15 protein-coding genes and 1 pseudogene are annotated in these 18,320 nt (G+C 66.7%); 7 read left to right on the top strand and 9 right to left on the bottom strand.

Going from position 1 to position 18,320, the window contains the following annotated elements:
• Positions 1–737: 737 nt before the first annotated feature.
• The 4 genes from KEC55_RS29210 to KEC55_RS29225 all read right to left on the bottom strand — a co-directional run bounded on the left by KEC55_RS29210 (position 738) and on the right by KEC55_RS29225 (position 3,465).
• On the bottom strand, positions 738–1,640 hold the full coding sequence (locus KEC55_RS29210; RefSeq protein WP_176048463.1) for a ferritin-like domain-containing protein: 903 nt from the start codon (positions 1,638–1,640) through the stop codon (positions 738–740).
• Positions 1,641–1,735: 95 nt separating this feature from the next.
• On the bottom strand, positions 1,736–1,954 hold the full coding sequence (locus KEC55_RS29215; RefSeq protein WP_124457124.1) for a transcriptional regulator: 219 nt from the start codon (positions 1,952–1,954) through the stop codon (positions 1,736–1,738).
• Between the two features lie 244 nt (positions 1,955–2,198).
• The gene (locus KEC55_RS29220) at positions 2,199–2,849 is read right to left on the bottom strand and encodes an NADPH-dependent FMN reductase (protein WP_176048462.1); all 651 of its coding nucleotides are present in this window, start codon (positions 2,847–2,849) and stop codon (positions 2,199–2,201) included.
• A 310-nt stretch (positions 2,850–3,159) separates the two neighbouring features.
• Positions 3,160–3,465, bottom strand: coding sequence for an NIPSNAP family protein (locus tag KEC55_RS29225; RefSeq protein WP_282508560.1), 306 nt, complete (start codon positions 3,463–3,465; stop codon positions 3,160–3,162).
• Between the two features lie 279 nt (positions 3,466–3,744).
• Between KEC55_RS29225 and KEC55_RS29230 the strand changes: the two genes are divergently transcribed.
• Positions 3,745–4,533 carry a GNAT family N-acetyltransferase gene (locus tag KEC55_RS29230; protein ID WP_282508561.1) on the top strand — a complete coding sequence of 263 codons (789 nt, stop codon included), beginning with the start codon at positions 3,745–3,747 and terminating at the stop codon, positions 4,531–4,533.
• A gap of 229 nt (positions 4,534–4,762) precedes the next feature.
• On the opposite strand, the gene KEC55_RS29235 is transcribed toward KEC55_RS29230, so the two are convergent.
• From KEC55_RS29235 to KEC55_RS35150, 3 genes are all read right to left on the bottom strand, one after another.
• The gene (locus tag KEC55_RS29235) at positions 4,763–6,121 is read right to left on the bottom strand and encodes a DUF3999 domain-containing protein (protein WP_282508562.1); all 1,359 of its coding nucleotides are present in this window, start codon (positions 6,119–6,121) and stop codon (positions 4,763–4,765) included.
• Positions 6,118–9,489 carry a DUF2339 domain-containing protein gene (locus tag KEC55_RS29240; RefSeq protein ID WP_282508563.1) on the bottom strand — a complete coding sequence of 1,124 codons (3,372 nt, stop codon included), beginning with the start codon at positions 9,487–9,489 and terminating at the stop codon, positions 6,118–6,120. The genes KEC55_RS29235 and KEC55_RS29240 overlap by 4 nt, the downstream gene beginning before the upstream one ends.
• Before the next feature lie 169 nt (positions 9,490–9,658).
• Positions 9,659–10,006, bottom strand: coding sequence for a hypothetical protein (locus KEC55_RS35150; RefSeq protein WP_432626322.1), 348 nt, complete (start codon positions 10,004–10,006; stop codon positions 9,659–9,661).
• Between KEC55_RS35150 and KEC55_RS29245 the strand changes: the two are divergent.
• From KEC55_RS29245 to KEC55_RS29265, 5 genes and pseudogenes are all read left to right on the top strand, one after another.
• Positions 9,985–11,276 (top strand): annotated as a pseudogene (locus KEC55_RS29245) (quaternary amine ABC transporter ATP-binding protein); the annotation flags it as partial. The gene KEC55_RS35150 and the pseudogene KEC55_RS29245 sit on opposite strands and share 22 nt — an antisense overlap.
• The gene (gene choW / locus KEC55_RS29250; protein WP_282508564.1) at positions 11,269–12,165 is read left to right on the top strand and encodes a choline ABC transporter permease subunit; all 897 of its coding nucleotides are present in this window, start codon (positions 11,269–11,271) and stop codon (positions 12,163–12,165) included. The pseudogene KEC55_RS29245 and the gene choW, both read left to right, overlap by 8 nt.
• 391 nt (positions 12,166–12,556) lie before the next feature.
• Entirely contained in the window at positions 12,557–13,555 is a 999-nt protein-coding gene (locus tag KEC55_RS29255; protein WP_046549694.1) for a GlxA family transcriptional regulator, read from the top strand.
• A gap of 104 nt (positions 13,556–13,659) precedes the next feature.
• Complete coding sequence (locus KEC55_RS29260; RefSeq protein WP_176048455.1) at positions 13,660–14,607, top strand: choline ABC transporter substrate-binding protein; 948 nt, start codon at positions 13,660–13,662, stop codon at positions 14,605–14,607.
• A gap of 306 nt (positions 14,608–14,913) precedes the next feature.
• A complete protein-coding gene (locus tag KEC55_RS29265) occupies positions 14,914–15,540 on the top strand; it encodes a trimeric intracellular cation channel family protein (RefSeq protein WP_282508565.1) in 627 nt (208 codons plus the stop codon).
• Positions 15,541–15,549: 9 nt separating this feature from the next.
• Here the strand turns inward: KEC55_RS29265 and KEC55_RS29270 are convergent, their stop codons facing one another.
• The gene (locus KEC55_RS29270) at positions 15,550–15,975 is read right to left on the bottom strand and encodes a PACE efflux transporter (RefSeq protein ID WP_282508566.1); all 426 of its coding nucleotides are present in this window, start codon (positions 15,973–15,975) and stop codon (positions 15,550–15,552) included.
• A 147-nt stretch (positions 15,976–16,122) separates the two neighbouring features.
• On the opposite strand from KEC55_RS29270, the gene KEC55_RS29275 reads away from it, so the two are divergent.
• Positions 16,123–17,058: a LysR substrate-binding domain-containing protein gene (locus KEC55_RS29275; protein ID WP_282508567.1), complete on the top strand. Its 936-nt coding sequence runs from the start codon at positions 16,123–16,125 to the stop codon at positions 17,056–17,058.
• Positions 17,059–17,132: 74 nt separating this feature from the next.
• Here KEC55_RS29275 and KEC55_RS29280 read toward each other — a convergent pair whose 3' ends face one another.
• Entirely contained in the window at positions 17,133–18,281 is a 1,149-nt protein-coding gene (locus tag KEC55_RS29280; RefSeq protein WP_282508568.1) for a WD40/YVTN/BNR-like repeat-containing protein, read from the bottom strand.
• Positions 18,282–18,320 lie beyond the last annotated feature (39 nt).

Raw genomic sequence — 18,320 nt, forward strand, 5'->3', positions numbered from 1 at the left:
GGTTGGTGTCGTGTTTTTGTATAAAAATCAGTCTGTTACGGTGGTTTTGTGGGATGGATTACACAGCGGCGAGCTCGATGCGTAAGACAAATGAAATAGCAAACGTTTGCGCTCCAATAAATTCTTTCAGTAATGTAATGTCAATTCGCGGGCCGGAGGATAATGCGGGTGAAATCTTGTTAATCTGTTAATTCGAGATTTATTGCGAATTTGTTTTTATTTTAAGTTGTTGTCTTTAAATCAATTTAAATGGAAGTTGTGAATATCCGGCTGTGCTGATTTGCGCATCTCGTCCGGCGCGGGTGCCCGTGTGGCGGGCGTTCCCGGCAGGCGGGCTCGTCGAATTTGTAAAAAATTGCTACAAAGGGGAGGATTGTGTCGTCAGCATTCAACTATCGGAATTTTCCTATTGACGATATCGGTCAAATCGGTACTCGAGCGGAATTGGGGCGCGTGCCGGGCAGCCAAAGGAGCCGGCCCCACGGCGGCTTCCCGCACGGCGTCGACAGGATGTAAAAGACCACCGATGAGTGCCGGGGACGACGTCCCGAATGTCAGATTCCGGGTGCGGCAATGTGTCCGGTCCGCTGGTGGACCGACGCGTCGCAGGAAAAACGGGGATGGAGTGAGTGTATCGGGCGCGCAACACCCGATCGACGAACGCGGGCCGAACCGGTCGCTCGCCGACGGCAACGAAGGCGCGGCGGCCTCCATGACCTTCGGCAACCGGCCCGACGCTACTTCTTGAGAAACCGCAGCGCGAAGCGCGCCATGCGCGGCACGAACATCGGGCGCAGCAGGCGCCTGTCGTAACCGGCCATGCGCCGGTCGTTCTCGGCCAGACACAGTTCGATCAGCTCCCGCGGGTTCAGCGCGTCGCCGATGTCGGCCGTGCCGGTGGCCGGAAAGTTCGCGTCACGCGCGGCGCCATCGGCATCGATGCCGCGCGCGATGCCGATCCGGTCGCGAATCAGTTGCACCCACACGGCCGCGACACGCGCGAAGAACCACGGCCGGCGCCACCACGGCATCGTGCGCCAGTACCACGCGTACCAGTTCGCGAAGAACAGGATGTGGCGGCCTTCTTCCTGGATCACGGGCTCGAAGGTGTCGACGAGTTCGGGCGGGAAATAACCGGAGCGCTGCGCCGAGCGGAACAGGCCGAATGCGAAGAAGCTGTCGATGCATTCGCTGAAGCCCGTCATCATCCACGACCATTCGGGATCCTTCGGCGCCGGGTAGGCCGGCTCGGGCGCGAGCCGGATGCCGTATGCCTCGACGAGCTTCGACAGCACGACCTTGTGGCGCGCTTCCTCGCCACCGTCCATCTCGAGCGCGCGGCGCAGCAGCGGATCGTCGACCGTCGCCGCGTAGGTCGCCACGCGGATCGACGCGCGGCCTTCGGTCTGCACCGCGATGTCCCAGATCGGCAGCGACGTGAGCCGCCTGAGTTCGTCCGGTTTGAGCGCCGGCCAGTCGATCACGGCCGGCTTGTACGGGTTGTGTGTGTCGAGCAGCATGCGGCAGAACATCTGCATGTGCGCATCGGAACCGATCCGTACCGGACCTTGCCTCTCGAAGGTCCAGTTGCGCATTGCGTGATCTGCTGCTGCATGCTCTTCCTGCAGCGTGTCACTCATGGCTGTTGTTATGCGATTACGGGTCGAAAGATTCTTGCATAGCTTTCGTAATCGCGTATTTTCGAGCGGCCATGCGGGCGCCGGCCAGGCGCGCGTCACGCGTTCGTGTCGACCCAGAGGCGGCCCCAGCGCGACGCGTAGGCGAGCGCGTGCTCTTCCTCGAAGAAGAAATCGATCGCGTCGAACGACACGGAGCGCGGCGACGGGCCGCTGCTCGCCTTCTCGATCGTCAGGTTGGCGGCGAACAGCCCGTTCGGCAACCGGGCGGCTGCGGGGGCGACTTCATAGCCCTTGTAGCGGATCGTACGGTTCATGGCGTGCGCGGAAAAAGTTCGGACTTTCAGCGTACGAAAACCTGTCTGCGCCGTGAACCAATCTTTCGGCCAATGCTAATCACGCGGCAGGCCGAATCGTTATCGGGGCGGTACGCAGGGGAAGGGCAACGCGGGGAGGTGACAGCTTGCATGGCGCGTCGTCGCGCATCAGAAGACGGAAGACGCGCTGCGCGCGCCTGTCGAGCTTCGTCGACCGGGCGCGCGCGGCGCAATGCGGCGGAGATTACTGGTTGGCGATCTTCAGCACGGGTGCGAGCGCATCCACCGATGCCGCATGCGACGCCGCACGATGCGATGCGAAGGCGAGCGCGAACTCGGCCGCTTGCGCGCCGACCGTCTCGAGCTGGGCGGCGACCTTCGGATCCGAGCAGCTGTCGGCGCTGTCGAAGCGCGTTTCGAGCGTGTTCACGGTCGCGCCGAACGGTGTCGGCCAGCCGCGCAGTGCATGGACGATCGAACGCACCGACGTCAGCACGGTGCCGGCCGCCTGCCAGCCGTACGCGGTGACGATCAGGCCGACCGCACGGCCGTCGAGATAGGGGCGCTCGTCGGCGCGCAGTTCCTCGAGGGTATCGAGCGCGTTCTTCACGAGACCGGAGACGCCGCCGTGATAGCCGGGCGTCGCGATGATGATCGCGTCGGCCTGGCGCACGGCGTCGATCAGTTCGCGCTGCGCGTCGGTCAGCGTTTTGTGTTCGGGAGCGTAATGCGGCAGCGTATGCAGGAACGGGCCGTCGAACAGGCGCGTACGTGCGCCGGCGGCTTGCGCGCCGCGCAACGCGAACGACAGCGCGCGTTCGGTCGACGACGCCGCCCGGGTGGTACCGCCAATGCCGACGACGAACGGGCGGCGGTGTTGATCGAATGCAGTCAAGGGGCGCTCCTTGGGGATGGCTTGCCCGGCTAAGCACAGGCTTAAAACCAGATGGTAACGACCCCGTCGCCACTCTGAAAACGACTTTTCGTTCTATCGATATGCCGCAAGGCAGGGGCAATCGTGTGCGCGGCCACCCAGATCGATATCAGAAATGCTTGGTTGGGACGACGGGCCGCGGTCGATAAGATGGGCCCGTCTCCTCCATGATGTCTCTACTGACATGGGTTGGCCCCGCCGCGCGGATGCAGGCGGGGCTTTTTTTCGTCCCGGTCAGAAAAAGGGGAGCGATGCGCGGGCCCGTTGCCCGTTACTCGAATACCGGCCGGAAGAAGTTGCGCTCGTAGCTCATGATGCAGCGCGTTTCCTCGGCGTAGCGGAACGCGGCCTGGCAGGCCGGATCTTCCTTCGAGCGTTCGCGGTAGCGCTCGTATTCGGCGAGGTTCGGGAACGAGAACATTGCAAGCGCGATGTTGTTCGCGCCTTCGGACGGCAGGAAGTAGCCATGATGCGTGCCGCCGAATTTTTCGACGAGCGGAATCCACATCTTGCCGTAGGTTTCGAACTCGTCGAGCTTGTACGGATCGATGACGTAGCGAAGGAAGCAGGTGACCATGAGTGCGCCCGGAGCGGTGAGGATCCGGCGAGTCTGGATGGCGCGGCCGCCTGTGTCAACGGCGCACGCCGACGCGTGATCCGGCCGCGGGATGCATTGCTTGCGCAAACAACGATCGGTGCACTTTCATGCGTTTGCAACGACCCGCGCAGCGCCGCGGCGCGCACCGTTTCAACCGTCTCTCCCGCACGCATTTCCCCAAACTTTTACGACATTTTTTCTTGCGACAGCGGCTGGCGCGCTCATAGACTTCGGGCATCCCAACCACGGAGCATGGCAATGTCGATACCCTGGAACGCGATCGCCGAACGTCCCTCCGCCGCGCCGCCTTCCGTGAGCGCCGACCGGGTGGTCGTACGGCGTTTCGATCCGGCATTCGACAGCTATGCACAACTCACGCCGATGCTGCATCGCGCCTTCGCGCGGCTCGGCGCGATGGGGCTCAACTGCACGTGCGTCGATCAGGACGAAGACGTCACGCGCCGCCGTGCGGAAGCCGGCGAGTGCTACGTCGCCGTTTGTGGCGGGCGTGTCGTCGGTACGGCCACGCTGTATGCGACCGATCCGTCGTCGGCGTGCTCGCTGTACCGGCGCGAAGGCGTCGCAAGCGTGCGGCAGGTGGCCGTGGACCCCGATTGCCAGAGCCGCGGGATCGGCGCGCTGTTGCTGTCGTTCGCCGAGCAGTGGGCCGCGTTGCGCGGCTATACGCTGCTCGCGCTCGATACGCCGCATCCTGCTTCGCACCTGCTGGCGTTCTACGGCACGCAGGGCTTCGAGGTCGTCGACGTGATGCGTTTCGCCGGCAAGCGCTATGACAGCGCGATCCTCTGCAAGCGGCCCGTTGCGCACGTCGCGCGCCGTGTGTCGCCGGCGTCGCGGATGGCGGCACGTGTCGCGGCCGTGAGGCGTGTTGCGTATGCGTTGCCGTCGCGCGTGGCCGCGGTGGCCCGGCGCGACCCGCACGTGCGCCGCGCCGCTGGTTGGGCCGCGCGTCGTGCGGCCGGCGCTGCTAGCTGCCGCTCGTCGCCGTGGCGGCCGCGCCAGCACGGGCGCTACACGTTCGGCTGAGTGCCGCGCGCCGGTTCGTTTTCCTGCTTTGCCGCGTAAACGTCGTAAGAGCGGAGTGTGGCGCTCCCGCTCGTGTACGGCCCTTGAGACACCCCCGCCGCGCCGCGGCGAAACGGATGTTTACGCGCCTTTTATTCCCTGACGCGATCCTTTGCCGCGATCTTCACGCGAACCTTCATAAGATGGTTGCGTGGAAATGGAAGCCGCATGCGCGACGACGCGCTTCGCGTCACTCGTTGCGGCCGCGCGTGTCGCCGCCGCCCTTCGCGAGCCGCCACGCGATCGTGCCGAGCACACCGACCGCGACGACCAGCGCGCCCCACAGCACGTAGCGGCGTGTCGCGTCGGTATCGGCGGCCGGCACCGGCGCGACCGCCGATACCGGCAGTGCAGCGCCGACTCGTGCGGGCCGAACTTCGGGCACCATGCCGACCAGCAGCGCATCGCGGCTCACTGCCGACGACACTAGCGAAGCGTCGCCGACGCCGAGCGTAAACGGCGGTGTGCCGCGTGCCACGAAGGTCAGCGCGGCAGGATGCCAGCCGATCGCGACGGCCGGCTGGCCGCCGCCGAACCCGCCGTTGCGCATGTCGACGACGATCCGCCATGCGCGATCCGTGTCCGCCGCGAATTCGAGCGGCGGATTGCGCTGCTCGCCGGCCTTGCCCTGCAACCGGAACAGCACAGCGCCCGCGACGTCGCGCCACGGCGCTTGCGCGTCGGTGCGGCTCTGCAGCGTCGCGCGCGCGACGGTGTTCGGCTGCGGCAGGTCGATGCGCACGCGATCGACCGGATACGCGCCGTCGGTGTCGAACAGATACTCACCCGGCGTACTGCCGGCGCGCACGCGTACCGCGTCGCGCCACTGGCGCGGCACGGACGCGGTGTCGGTTCCGCGAGCGTCGCGCGGATGCGTTTCGACGTCGATCGACGCGATCGCGGGCGCGCCGTCGAGCCAGTCCAGCCGCAGGTAGCGAGGTGCCGCGCCTTCGAGCGCGATGCGTTCCTGCACCAGCATGTCGTCGCCGTGGCCGACCTTCAGCAACTGCGTGCTGCCGAGCGGCCGCCAGTTGCGCAGGTCGTCGCTCGCTTCGATCGCGACACGCCCCTGATAGCTGTCGTCGCCCACATGCACGAGCAGCGCGTCGATGGTGCCGTCCGTATGCGACAGGTCGACGAGGTCGACGCCATGCTTCGTGCGTGCCGGTGCGGCGGTCGCCGCGCGCAGCGCACCGTCCGGGCCGACCGTCACGCCGAGCGGCGCGCTGCCGTTGTCGGCGCGGGCCGGCGGCAGCGGAAACCAGTGCACCGGCGTGCGCGTCGGCGGCACCGCGGGTGCGGCCGCGACGGGTGCGTCGAGCGAATACGGCACCGGTTCGCCCGCGCCGTTGAAGATGCGCACGTCGCCGAGATCGTCGCGCCGGCTCGTCGCATACACGGGCTGCGGCACGGTGAGCTGGTAATACGCGGCGCTGCCGTCGAGGTCGAGCGCGAAGCGTTGCGTGACGCGTCCGGCGTCAGGTGCGCCGTCGGCCGCCGCGAACGACGCGAGCAGGCTCAGTCCGAGCAGGGCGGCGAGTCGCTTCATGGCTGGTCGTCCTGTTGCGCGGCGGCCTTCGGCGGCAGCGGCGAGAAATACCCGATCAACAGCAGCAGCACGCCGATCCCGATGAACGACACGATGCGCTCGATACCGGTCACGTGCGACAGGTCGAACAGGAACAGCTTGACGACCGTCAGCGCGAGCAGCGCGGCGCCGACAAACCACAGCGGACGCAGCCCGCGGCGCGTGGCCCAGATCGTGATCGCGAGCGCGCAGAGCGTCCAGTACACGGACACCGATGCCTGCACGAGCGTCGATTCGGCCATCGCGCCGAATTCGTACGGCACGCCGGCCCAGTGATGCAGCGTGCGCAGCAGGATCGCGTTCAGCCACAGGAACGCGGTGGCGCCGGCCGCGCTCAACAGCTCGACGCGATACTTGCCGAACGACCAGCCGAGCTTGCGTGCGCGGATGAACCACGATGCAGCGAGCGCATAGACGACCGCGAGCACGAGATCGAGCGGGTTGAAGAGCGGCACGCGCGCCCAGCTTCCGCCGTCCTGCGTGAAGTTCGCGTAGAAGGTCCACACCCACATCACGACGATCAGCGGCAACGACGCGAACGCGCATACACGTGCGATGCCGTCGCGGCGCGTCAGCCACATCCCGGCGAACGCGAACAGGCTCCAGCCGACCATGAACACCTGCTGGATGCCGAACGACGACAACACGGTGTCGATGTCGTAACCCATGTGGAAACGGTGATGCAATGTGCGCAGCATCAGTGCGTTGAACCACAGGAATACGGTTGCGACCGCAACGTAATCGACGGCGCGCGGATGCCATGCGATGCCGAGCGTTTTCAGGCGGCGCGGCCACACGGCGAACGCGACGAAGATCAGGAACTGCGCGATGTCGAGTGGATTGAGCAGCGGCAGCCAGAACAGCGGTGCGGCGTCGCCGTCGCTGATCGTGCTGGCGAGGCTCCACAGCCACAGCAGCGCGGCGAGCGGCGCGGCGCCCCATACCTGGTACGCACGCGGGAACGCCGCGACGGGCCAGCGCAGGCGCGAGCCGGGGCCCGACACGAGCAGGAGCAGCGCGCCGAAGCCGTATGCCCACGCGCTCCAGCTCCATGCGCCTTCGGGGACGAACGCGCGCAGGCGCCAGAAGCCTTCGAGCGACAGCAGCCCGCACAGGGTCCAGAACGTCAGCGTATGGAGCGGCGCGATGATGCCGGCGGCGATCGATGGCACCGTGCCGTTCGCGGCATCGGTGCCGGCCGTGCCGCGCGACTGGCGCCACAGCAGGGCAAGGCCCGCGCCGACGGCGATGGGCCACGCGAACGCGCCCATCCCCGACAGCGGCGCTTCGTGTGCGTCGAACGCGCGCAGCGCGAGCAGCGCCAGCACCGGCGTCAGCGCAAGCGCGGGCCATTCGGCGAGCGGCCATGTGAGCCGACGGCGTGCCACATGCGCGAGCGACGCGGTGCCGGCCGCGAACAGCGCGGTCGCATCGACGACGAAGCGATCGACATGCAGGTCGACGTGACGGCTCGCATAGACGAGGATCTCGTGCAGCCCGCCGCTGACCCACCACAGCAGCCCCCACGCAGCGGCCGCGGCGCCGATCTCGGGCATCCACGCATGCCACGCGCGCGCTTCGTCGCGCCCGTGCAGCCACCAGCCGGTGAACAGGCCGGCAAGTGCGATCAGCAGCATCGCGATGTACGGGCTGTTGAGCACGGGCAGCGCGGTGGCGTCGGCCGGCCCGAGCAGGCTCGTGAAGAACGCGCCGGCCGCGGCGACCTGCATCAGCAGCCCGAAGCCGAACGGCAGCAGGCGCTTCTGGCGCACGCCGAGCCACACGATGGCCGCGCCTTCGATCGCCCACGCGGCGCTGGTCGTCGGGCCCGAAAACGCGAGCGGCACGGCCAGCGTCGCGAAGATGACCGCGAGCGCGAGCATCGATTCGAACAGCAGCCCGAGGCGATCGCGGCGCCGCGCGAGCCACGCAGCGACGGCGACATAGAACGCTGATAGCGCGACGGCACTCCACGCGAGCCCGAATGGCATGCCCTTCACGAGCGATGCCTGCAGCGCGGTCGCGATGATCGGCGTGCCGAACACGAGCGTGCCGTCCACGTAGTGCCGCAGCGCGAGTTCGCGTTTCACCGCATACAGCAGAGCGATACCGACGTACATCAGGAAGAACAGGATCAGGAACGGCTCGGTGCTCGCGAACAGCGCGGGACGATAGGCCGTCACGCCCCACGCCGAGCCGATCGTGAACGTGAATACGAAGCCGAGCAGGTTCAGCGGGCGCCACGCCTTGAACCACGCGATCGCGAAGATGCCCGCGTTCAGCAGCGCGTAGTAGCTGAACAGCGCAACGTGGTTGCCCTGGCCGGTCGACAGCAGCACTGGCGCGAGGAAGCCGCCCGCGCTGCCCATGAACGCAAGCGGCAGCGCGTTCTGCCGCACCGCGAGGAACGCGCTCAGCGCGCAGACCGCGACCATCAGCGGGAACGCCGCGCCGACGGGCAGCAGCGCGTAAAGCTTGGTGGCGGCGAAAATCGTCAGGTACAGGATGCCGATGCCGCCGCCCTGCAGCACCAGGCCGTAGGCTTCGCGACGCGCCCGCACGCGCCAGCCGATCGCGAGCAGCGCGGCGGCGGCGAGCGCCGTGCCAGCGAGGCGGAATTCGATCGGCAGCATGTTGTTGTCGGCCGCGTACTTGAGCAGGAACGCAACGCCGAAGAACAGCACGATGATCCCGACGCGCACGACCGTATTGCCGCCGAGCAGCCAGTCGCGCGCGGCGCCGAACGCACGGTCGACGATGCCGGGTTCGCGCGGCGCGGGCGGGGCAGGGCGGGCCGGTGCAGCGGGTGGGCTTGCCGTGGTGCTGACGGGAGCCGGCGCGGGTGCTGCCGGGCGCGCTGCGGTTGCGGGCGCGGGCGTCGGTGCCGGTATCGAGTTGGAGGCCGGCGTGCCGGTTCGTGCGGCGGCAGGTTGTGCGGGGTGTACGGGCGGTGTCGGGAGGGGCGCCGACGGCGCGGATGCCGCACCGGCCGACGCCGTTTGCGCGACGCTGCCGGCTGTCGCTGCACCGGCCTTCGCGCCGGCCAGCTGAGCGCGCAGCGAGTCGAGTTCGCGCGTGAGCGTGTCGACGGTCGCTTCGAGGCGCGCGACGCGATCGGCGAGCGGCAACGGCGTGGAAGGTGTTGTCGCGGACATCGCGAACGCATCGGGCGCGGCGCGCTTGCTCTTGAGCTTGTGTTGCTGCAGCGCGTGACCGATACAGAACCCGACGGCGGCCCCGAGCAGCGAGCCGTTCGCGGCCGAGAAATCCCCGATCAGGGCGGCGATGCCGCCCACGACGAAACCGATTACGGCGAATGCCCAGTTCAACGCCTTGCTCCCTCTCACTATCGTTATCGTCCATCGATCGCGGATCGCACCGGATCGAGGCGGTTTCAGCACGGCCGGCAGGCGAACCGGCATGCGCGTGCCGCGTGGGTGGACCCTCGTGCGAAAGGCCCGCGGCAACGTCGCGATCAGCGTGTTTGCGGGGAATGTATCACAGCGGCCCGTCGCGGATTTCCGGGGTTGGCGCGGTATCGCGGCGTGCGCCGTCCGGTGTCGTCGAACGGCTTTTTGCACGGTCATGCTTTTTACCGGTGAATGCGCTGGGTGTTTTCGTCTGAACAGACGGCCGCCGGATCGGACGTGAATTTGTCGCAAAGCGACGTGCCGCCGATGCACATTGGCGCAAAACCTCATGCGATGCGCGCCGCGCTGCTGCGCACAAGTCCGACGGGCGATGCCCGCCGTTGTTGGGTGTGCGCGTATTGCACTGCCGCAATACGGTGCCGTCGCGCGGCGCGGCCCGCCAGGCGGGGCTGGAGGGCGTGTCGTATTTGCGCAAGCGTTTGTCGTAATTCGTCGGCAGGTCGGGGTTTTTTCTGGCAACTATGTAGGCACGCTATGACAAGCGCGAGTCCCCGCTACACGAGGAGAAGGTTTCGATGGATGCCCCCAAGGTCGTGGTCGAAGGTCTGTGCAAGGTGTTTGGAAGTAACCCGCAGCAGGCGCTCGACATGCTCGCCGCCGGCGCGACGAAAGACGATGTGCTCAAGCGCACCGGTCAGGTCGTCGGCGTGCACAACGTCTCCTTCGAAGTGCAGGAAGGCGAAATTTTCGTGCTGATGGGCCTGTCCGGCTCCGGCAAGTCCACACTGATTCGCCTCGTGAACCGGCTGGTCGATCCGAGCGCCGGCAAGGTGATGATCGACGGGCTCGACGTCGCGTCGGCGCGCCGCTCGGCGTTGACCGCGCTGCGCCGCAAGGACATGAGCATGGTGTTCCAGTCGTTCGCGCTGATGCCGCATCGCAGCGTCGTGTCGAATGCCGCGTTCGGCCTCGAAGTCGCGGGCATGGGCAAGAAGGAACGCGAGCGCCGCGCGATGGAAGTGCTCGAGCAGGTTGGCCTCGCGCCGTTCTCGCACAAGCTGCCGTCGGAGTTGTCGGGCGGCATGCAGCAGCGCGTCGGCCTTGCCCGCGCGCTGGCCGTGAACCCGTCGCTGATGATCATGGACGAGGCGTTCTCCGCGCTCGATCCGCTCAAGCGCCGCGAAATGCAGGATGTGCTGCTGCAACTGCAGAAGGAACAGCGCCGCACGATCATGTTCGTATCGCACGATCTCGAGGAAGCGCTGCGCATCGGCAACCGCATCGCGATCATGGAAGGCGGCCGCCTCGTGCAGGTGGGCACGCCGCAGGACATCATCGCGAACCCGGCCGACGATTACGTGCGTGCGTTCTTCGACGGTATCGACACCAGCCGCTACCTCACTGCCGGTGACCTGATGCAGACGGGCGCCGTGCCGATCGTGTCGAAATGCGATGCGGCGAACGTCGCGGCGACGCTGAACGGCAGCGCCGAATACGCGTTCGTGCTCGACGCCCAGCGCAAGATCCGCGGCTTCGTCACGCGCGACGCGATCGGCCAGGACACGCCGTCGGTGCGGCCGATCGAAAGCATCCGGCACGATGCGTCGCTCGAACATGTCGTCGCGCGTGTGGTTGCGAGCCCGAATGCATTGCCCGTCGTCGACGACGACGGCTGCTACTGCGGCTCGGTCGATCGTGCGCTCATCCTGAAGGCCATCACGCGTTCGCGAGGCTCCCATGTCTGAAATGATTCCGCTCGGTACCTGGGTCGACCAGGGCGTTCACTACCTGCTCGACCATGACGCGAAGACGTTCGACGCGATTGGTCAGGCGATCGAGGGGCTCGCGGCATTCGTCGAGCACAGCCTGCAGGCGATCCCGATGTGGCTGATGATGGCGATCTTCATCGGCGTCGGACTGTGGCGGGTGGGCTGGCGCTTCGCGCTGTTTACCACCGCGTCGCTGCTGCTGATCTTCGCGACGGGCTTCTGGGATCAGACCGTCATCACGCTCGGCCTCACGCTGTCGTCGACGATCATCAGCCTCGTGCTCGGCATTCCGCTCGGCATCTGGGCCGCGAAGAGCAAGTGGGTCGCTGCGATCGTGCGCCCGATTCTCGACCTGATGCAGACGATGCCGGCCTTCGTCTACCTGATTCCGGCCGCGATGCTGTTCGGTCTCGGCCGCGTGCCGGGGATCCTGTCGACGGTGATCTTCGCGATGCCGCCTGCGGTGCGCCTGACGAGCCTCGGTATCCGCCACGTGAACCGCGAGATCGTCGAAGCCGGCCAGGCCTTCGGTTGCACGCCTTGGCAGCTGCTGTACAAGGTGCAGTTCCCGAATGCGCTGCCGTCGATCATGCAGGGCGTGAACCAGACGATCATGATGGCGCTGTCGATGGTGATCATCGCGTCGATGGTCGGCGCGGGCGGCCTCGGCAACGACGTGCTCGCGAGTATCCAGCGCCTCGACATCGGTCTCGGTTTCGAAAGCGGTCTGTCGGTCGTGCTGCTCGCGATCATTCTCGACCGCATCACCGAAAGCTTCGGCCGTGCGCCGGGCACCGTGAAGGCACCGCTGTTCTCGGGCCTCAAGCAACTGTTTCGCGTGAAGGCCGCACCCGCACAGGCCTGACCGACTGGCGGCCGGAACCCCCGGCCGCTCACCCTGACTGTAGAACACGACTTCCGCGGCTTCGGCCGCGGGGTTAGCTCCCTGCAACCTCCTCTAGGGTCTGTTTCCAGATGGAACGCACATGCGAATGCCCGAAATCGCTCGCAGGGCAAGAAGTGAGGAGCGCCGTTTGGCCGAGCCAAACAAGCGACGAGCGACGCCGCCATGCGGGCGATTTCGGGCATTCCCGCGGAATAAATTTTAAGTTTGGGGTTGCCACGAGAACGGCCGCTCGCTGCGTTGCGCTCCTTGCGAATACGCAGAGTATTCGCAGCGTCGCGCGCCTCGCGAGCGGCCGTTCTCGTGGCAACGCATGTGCGTTCCATCTGGAAACAGACCCTAGGAGACCGATGTGACGTCCGCCGTCGCTGTCGCGCCCGCCGCCTGCGTTTCACCGGTTTCGTCCCTCGCCCATTTCGGCTTCCTGACGCTGCCGAATTTCTCGATGATTGCGTTCTCGAGCGCGGTCGAGGTACTTCGGATGGCGAACTATGTCGGGCGTGCCGATCACTACAAGTGGTCGATCTACTCGCTCGACGGCGCGCCCGCACATGCCAGCAACGGCATTGCGGTGCGGCCCACGCAGGCGCTCGACTACACGAACCTGCCGGACGTGATGATCGTGTGCGGCGGCATCCGCATCCGCGACGTGGTCGACGAGGGCGCGCGCGATACGCTCGCGGCGCTCGCCGAACGCGGGCTGCCGCTCGGCGGCATCTGCACGGGCGCGTACGCGCTGATGTCGAGCGGGCTGCTCGACGGCTATCGCTGCACCGTGCACTGGGAAAACCTGTCCGCGCTGCATTCCGAGTTTCCGCAGGTCGGCTTCGCCGACGAGCTGTTCGTCGTCGACCGCGACCGGCTGACCTGCACGGGCGGCACCGCGCCGCTCGACCTGATGCTGAACCTCGTTGGCATGCGCTTCGGCCAGCAGCTGGCCGCGCAGGTGTCCGAACAGTTCATCCTGGAGCGCATTCGCAGCTCGACCGATACGCAGCCGATTCCGGTCGATGCGCGCGTCGGCTTCTCGCGCGCCGAGCTGATCGAGGTCGTGCGGCTGATGGAGGCGAACATCGAGGAGCCGCTGTCGCTCGAGGAACTCGCACGGCTCGTGCGGTTGTCGCAGCGGCATCTGCAGCGGATGTTCAAGGTGTATCTGAACGTGTCGCCGACCCACTATTACCTGACGCTGCGCCTGAAACGCGCGCGCGACCTGCTGCGCACGACCGACGCGTCGATCGCGCGTGTGACGACGGTCTGCGGCTTTCATTCGCCGTGTCATTTCAGCAAGGCTTACCGCGCGCAGTTCGGCCATGCGCCGAGCTACGAGCGCCGGTTGCCGGGGCGCTGAATCGAAAGGATGATTCGGTCCGCGACGTCGCCGGGATCGCGGCGCGCGGCTTCAATAAACGATCCCGCATTCAAGCAAACGACATCACTTTGAGGAGAAGCAAGATGAAGCGCCTATTGATCGCAGCGGTGTGCGGGATCGGGATAACCGCGCCGATGTCGGCCGTGTATGCGGCCGATCCGCCCGTATGCAAGAACGTGCGCTTCGCGGATGTCGGCTGGTCCGACATCGCGGCGACCACGGGCCTCGCGTCGACGATGCTGCAGGGCCTCGGCTACAGCCCGACGAAGACGATCGCGTCGGTGCCGATCACGTTCGCGGGGATCAAGAGCAAGCAGATCGACGTGTTCCTCGGCTACTGGTCGCCGACGATGGATCCGATCATCCAGCCGTTCACGAAGGCCGGCACGATCAAGGTGCTCTCGACGCCGAACCTGACCGGCGCGAAATACACGCTCGCGGTGCCCGACTACGTCTATCAGGGCGGCCTGAAGTCGTTCGCGGACATCCAGAAGTACGCGGACAAGCTCAACGGCAAGATCTACGGGATCGAGCCGGGCAACGACGGCAACCTGCTGATCAAGAAGATGATCGACGGCAACCAGTTCGGCCTCGGCAAGTTCAAGATGGTCGAGTCGAGCGAGGCCGGGATGCTGATCGAGGTGAATCGCGCGATCCGCGACAAGCAGTGGATCGTATTTCTCGGCTGGGAACCGCATCCGATGAACGTGCAGATGAAGATCGACTATCTGAGCGGCGGCGACGACGTGTTCGGCCCGAACTACGGCGAAGCGAAGGTGCTGACGGCGACGCCGCCCGACTATGCGCAACGCTGCCCGAACGTCGCGAAGTTCGTGTCGAACCTGCAGTTCACGACGACGATCGAAAACCACGTGATGGTGCCGATCATGAACAAGGAAGACCCGAACAAGGCGGCGGCCGAATACCTGAAGGCGAACCCGCAAGCGCTCGACAAGTGGCTCGCCGGCGTGACGACGATCGACGGCAAGCCGGGCCTGCCGGCGGTGAAGGCGTATCTCGGCGTGCATTGAGTCTGAAGCGTCGGGCTTCGCGGCTTCGGCCGGAAGCCCGACGTGTTTTCCGGGCCGGCGGAAGCAGGACGCACATCCTGTTTCCGCCGGCTTTTTGCTGTCCGCTGCATGCCCGGCCCGTCGGTGAACGGGCGATGCGCTAGACTGCTCGATCCCGATCGAGGAGACGGCAATGATCCGCAGTGCGCTTGAGGTATGTGAGGTATCCGGATGGCGGCAGGAAGCCGGCAAGCGGCTGAACGTGACGTCTGCCGGTATCGACGCAGGCTGCAGCCGGACGACGCCGCACCGCGGCCATTCACGCGCATGAAGCGCATCGAGCAAGTCGTGCTTGCCGCCGATCTCGCGGGCACGGCGGTGTTCGCGGTCGAGGGCGCCAATGCGGCGATCGGCGCCGGACTCGACCTGTTTGGCGTGATGGTGCTGTCGCTCGTCGTCGCGCTCGGCGGCGGCGTGATCCGCGATCTGCTGATCGGCGCACGGCCGCCCAGCGCCGTCAGCGACTGGCGTTATCCGGCGCTTGCATTCGCTGCAGGGCTGTTCGCGTTCGTCTTTCATGCGCGGGTGGCCGAGTTCTCGCCGTCGCTGCTCACGACGCTCGATGCGGCCGGCCTCGCGTTGTTCGCGGTCGCGGGCGCGGTGAAGGCGCTCGAATTCCGCGTTCATCCGTTCATCGCGACGCTGATGGGCGCCGTGACCGGGTGCGGTGGCGGCGTCGTGCGCGACGTGCTGCTCGCGCGGATACCGGTTGTACTGGTCACGGATATCTATGCGAGCGCGGCGCTGCTCGGCGCGGTCGTCGTCGTGGCGTGCCGGCGGCTCGGTTGCCCGCCCGTCGTCGCGGCCGTGCTTGGCGGTATCGCCTGCTTTGCGCTGCGGATGGCGGCGGTGCGCTTCGGCTGGCAACTGCCGAAAATTGCCGCCGGGGCGTGAGCACCCGCCTCACGACCCCTTCGTCGCCGCCGGCACGTCGAACACGCGATCGAACGCCCACTGGAACACGAACGCGTAGCAGAAGAAGAACGCGAACAACCCGATATCGACGACGAACGCGTCGACCCACGAGATGTCGAGCCACCACGACACGACCGGCACGAGGATGAAGATCAGCCCGCCTTCGAATCCGGTCGCATGCAGGATCCGCCGCCCGAGCGTACGCGCCGGCTGCCGGCGCGACGCTTCCCAGCGCTCGAACAGCGCGTTGAAGATCATGTTCCACAGCAGCGCAATCGCCGACATCGTCGCCGACAACGCACCCGAATAGGCGAGATCCTGCTTGAAGATCGCCGCGATCGCGGGCGAGATGCAGGAGATGGCGATCGCTTCGTAGAGCACCGCCTGCGTGATCCTGCGCGGTAGGCCTTGCACGTTGTTCCTCCGGTTCGACGGCAATCGCCGAGGCGGCGTGCCGCGACGTCCCGCAAGGCTATCCGCGTTGCACGCCTGCTTCAATTCACCTAATCTCACCCCGATTGAATCGAATTCAACCCGGCCGGATCCGGCCCGCGAGGCCCCGTGTTCTCGAAAATTCCCCTGACCGCATTGCGTGTATTCGAGTCGTCGGCGCGGCTCGGCACGTTCAAGGCCGCCGCGGACGAACTGTCCGTGACGCCGGCCGCCGTGTCGCACCAGATCAAGTCGCTCGAAAGCCGGCTTGGCGTGCTGCTGTTCGAGCGCGGCGCAAGCGGGGTGCGGCTGACGGAGGAGGGGGCGCAACTGTTTCGTACGAGTCACGATGCGTTGCTCGCGTTGAGTCGGGGGCTGGATGCGGTGCGTCCGGAAGCTTCCGGCGAGCGTCCGCTGGTGCTGACCACCACGCCCGCCTTTGCCGCGATGTGGCTGATTCCGCGTCTCGGCGCGTTTCGCCGCGTCGATCCGCACCTGCACATCAAGGTCGAAACCGGCAACACGCTCGTCGATCTCGAACGCGATGCGCGCATCGATCTCGCGATTCGCGCGACGTCGCGCACGTTTCCTGCGCTGCACGAGATTGCGTTGATCGACGAGTACTTCGGCGCGTATGCGGCAGCCGGCTTCGATGCGCATCGCACGGACGAGCCGCTCGACTTGATCGAGACCGTGTGGGATACGCCACTGCCCGTGTCGGTCGACTGGGCGTCGTGGTGTCGTGCGGCCGGCCGCGAAGCGTGGCTCGAACGCGCGGTGTTTCGCCATTACGACGACGAGCATTACGCGTTGCAGGCCGTGCTGCACGGGCAGGGTGTTGCGCTGTTGAGTTCGGTGCTGGCCGCCGAGCACGTCGAGCGCGGTGCGCTGATGCCGATCGAGCCTTCGGTGCGGATCGAGGGCGCGCGTTTTGTCGCGCTGTGCCGGCCCGGGCGTGAGCGCGAGCCGCAGGTCAGGCGGTTTCTCGACTGGCTCGAAGCGGAAATCGCGCAGACGCGTGCGGCGGTGGCGGGGATGACGCCCGGGCGATCGACGAGCGGATGAGCACATTGAGGTGAGAACCGCCGAGCGAGCGGGAACCCGAACGTATCGAGTTCCGGTTGTCCGCCGCCGCGCCGTCACCCGAACCTGACGCAATACACCGGTGGCAAATGCGCCGACACCATCTGCCAGTTTTCACCGCCATCGCCGGACGTCCATAACCCGCCGGTTGTCGATGCCATCGCGAGGCGCGTACCGGAATCGTCCACCGCGAGCCCGTGCCGGTACACGAGGTCGTATGCCGGTGCGGCCGGCAAACCATTCGACAAACTCTCGAAACTGCGCCCGCCGTCGCGCGTGCGCGTGACGACGAACCGCCCGTTCACCGGAATCCGGCATGCATCCTTCACGGCCGGCACGAACCACGCGGTGTCCGGTTCGTGCGGATGCACGGCAACCGCGAAGCCGAAGCTCGACGGTTGCGCCTCGATCCGCCGCCAGTGCTCGGCGCCGTCGGTCGAGCGGAAGATCGCGCAGTGATGCTGCGTCCACAGCACGTCCGGGTTGGCCGCGCACTGCACGACGCGGTGCGGATCCTGCGCGTTGGGTTCGCCGCGCCGCTCGGGCGGCATGTAGTCGGCTTCCATGCCTTCCGCGGTCACGCGCCATGTCGCGCCGCCGTCGGCGGTTTGCCAGACGCCGCCGCACGAAATACCGACCGTCACGTGCCGGCTGTCGCGCGGATCGATCATCACCGAATGGATGCCCGGCGCGTCGTACCCGCCGCCACCCCATTCCGCGCGTTCGGGGCGGTCCCACAGCGCGCGGTTGAGCACCCATGAATCGCCGTGGTCGTCGGAGCGAAACAGCCCGCCGGGGATCGTACCGGCCCACAGCACGCCCGGCTCGTCGGCGCCGCCGGCTTCGAGCGACCAGATCTGCTGAAGTGTCCACGGCGGTTGCGGTGCGCCGGGCGGCTCGTCGTCCGCGTCGGCGGTGCCGGCATGCGCACCGGCGCCGGCGGGCGCCGCGTCGGCCGGTTGCGGCGGGTAGACGGGGACCGCGCATTCTTCCCAGTCGGTGGCGCCGGCTCGCTGCCGATGCAGCTTCACGCCGAAATGGCCGAGGTTGAGCGCCGCATACAGCGTGCCGTCGCGCGGGTCGGCGAGCGCCATGCTGACAGGCTCGCCGATGAAATGCGGTTCGCCCGGCGTCCAGCCGCCGTGGCCGTCGGGCTGCAGGATGAACAGGCCCTTGCGGGTGGCGACGAGCAGTCGATCGTTCATGTGCAATGTCTCCTGAGGGGCGGCCCGGTGTTCGGGCAC

Origin of the sequence: Burkholderia cepacia (genome assembly GCF_029962485.1) — a bacterium.
Lineage (GTDB): Bacteria > Pseudomonadota > Gammaproteobacteria > Burkholderiales > Burkholderiaceae > Burkholderia.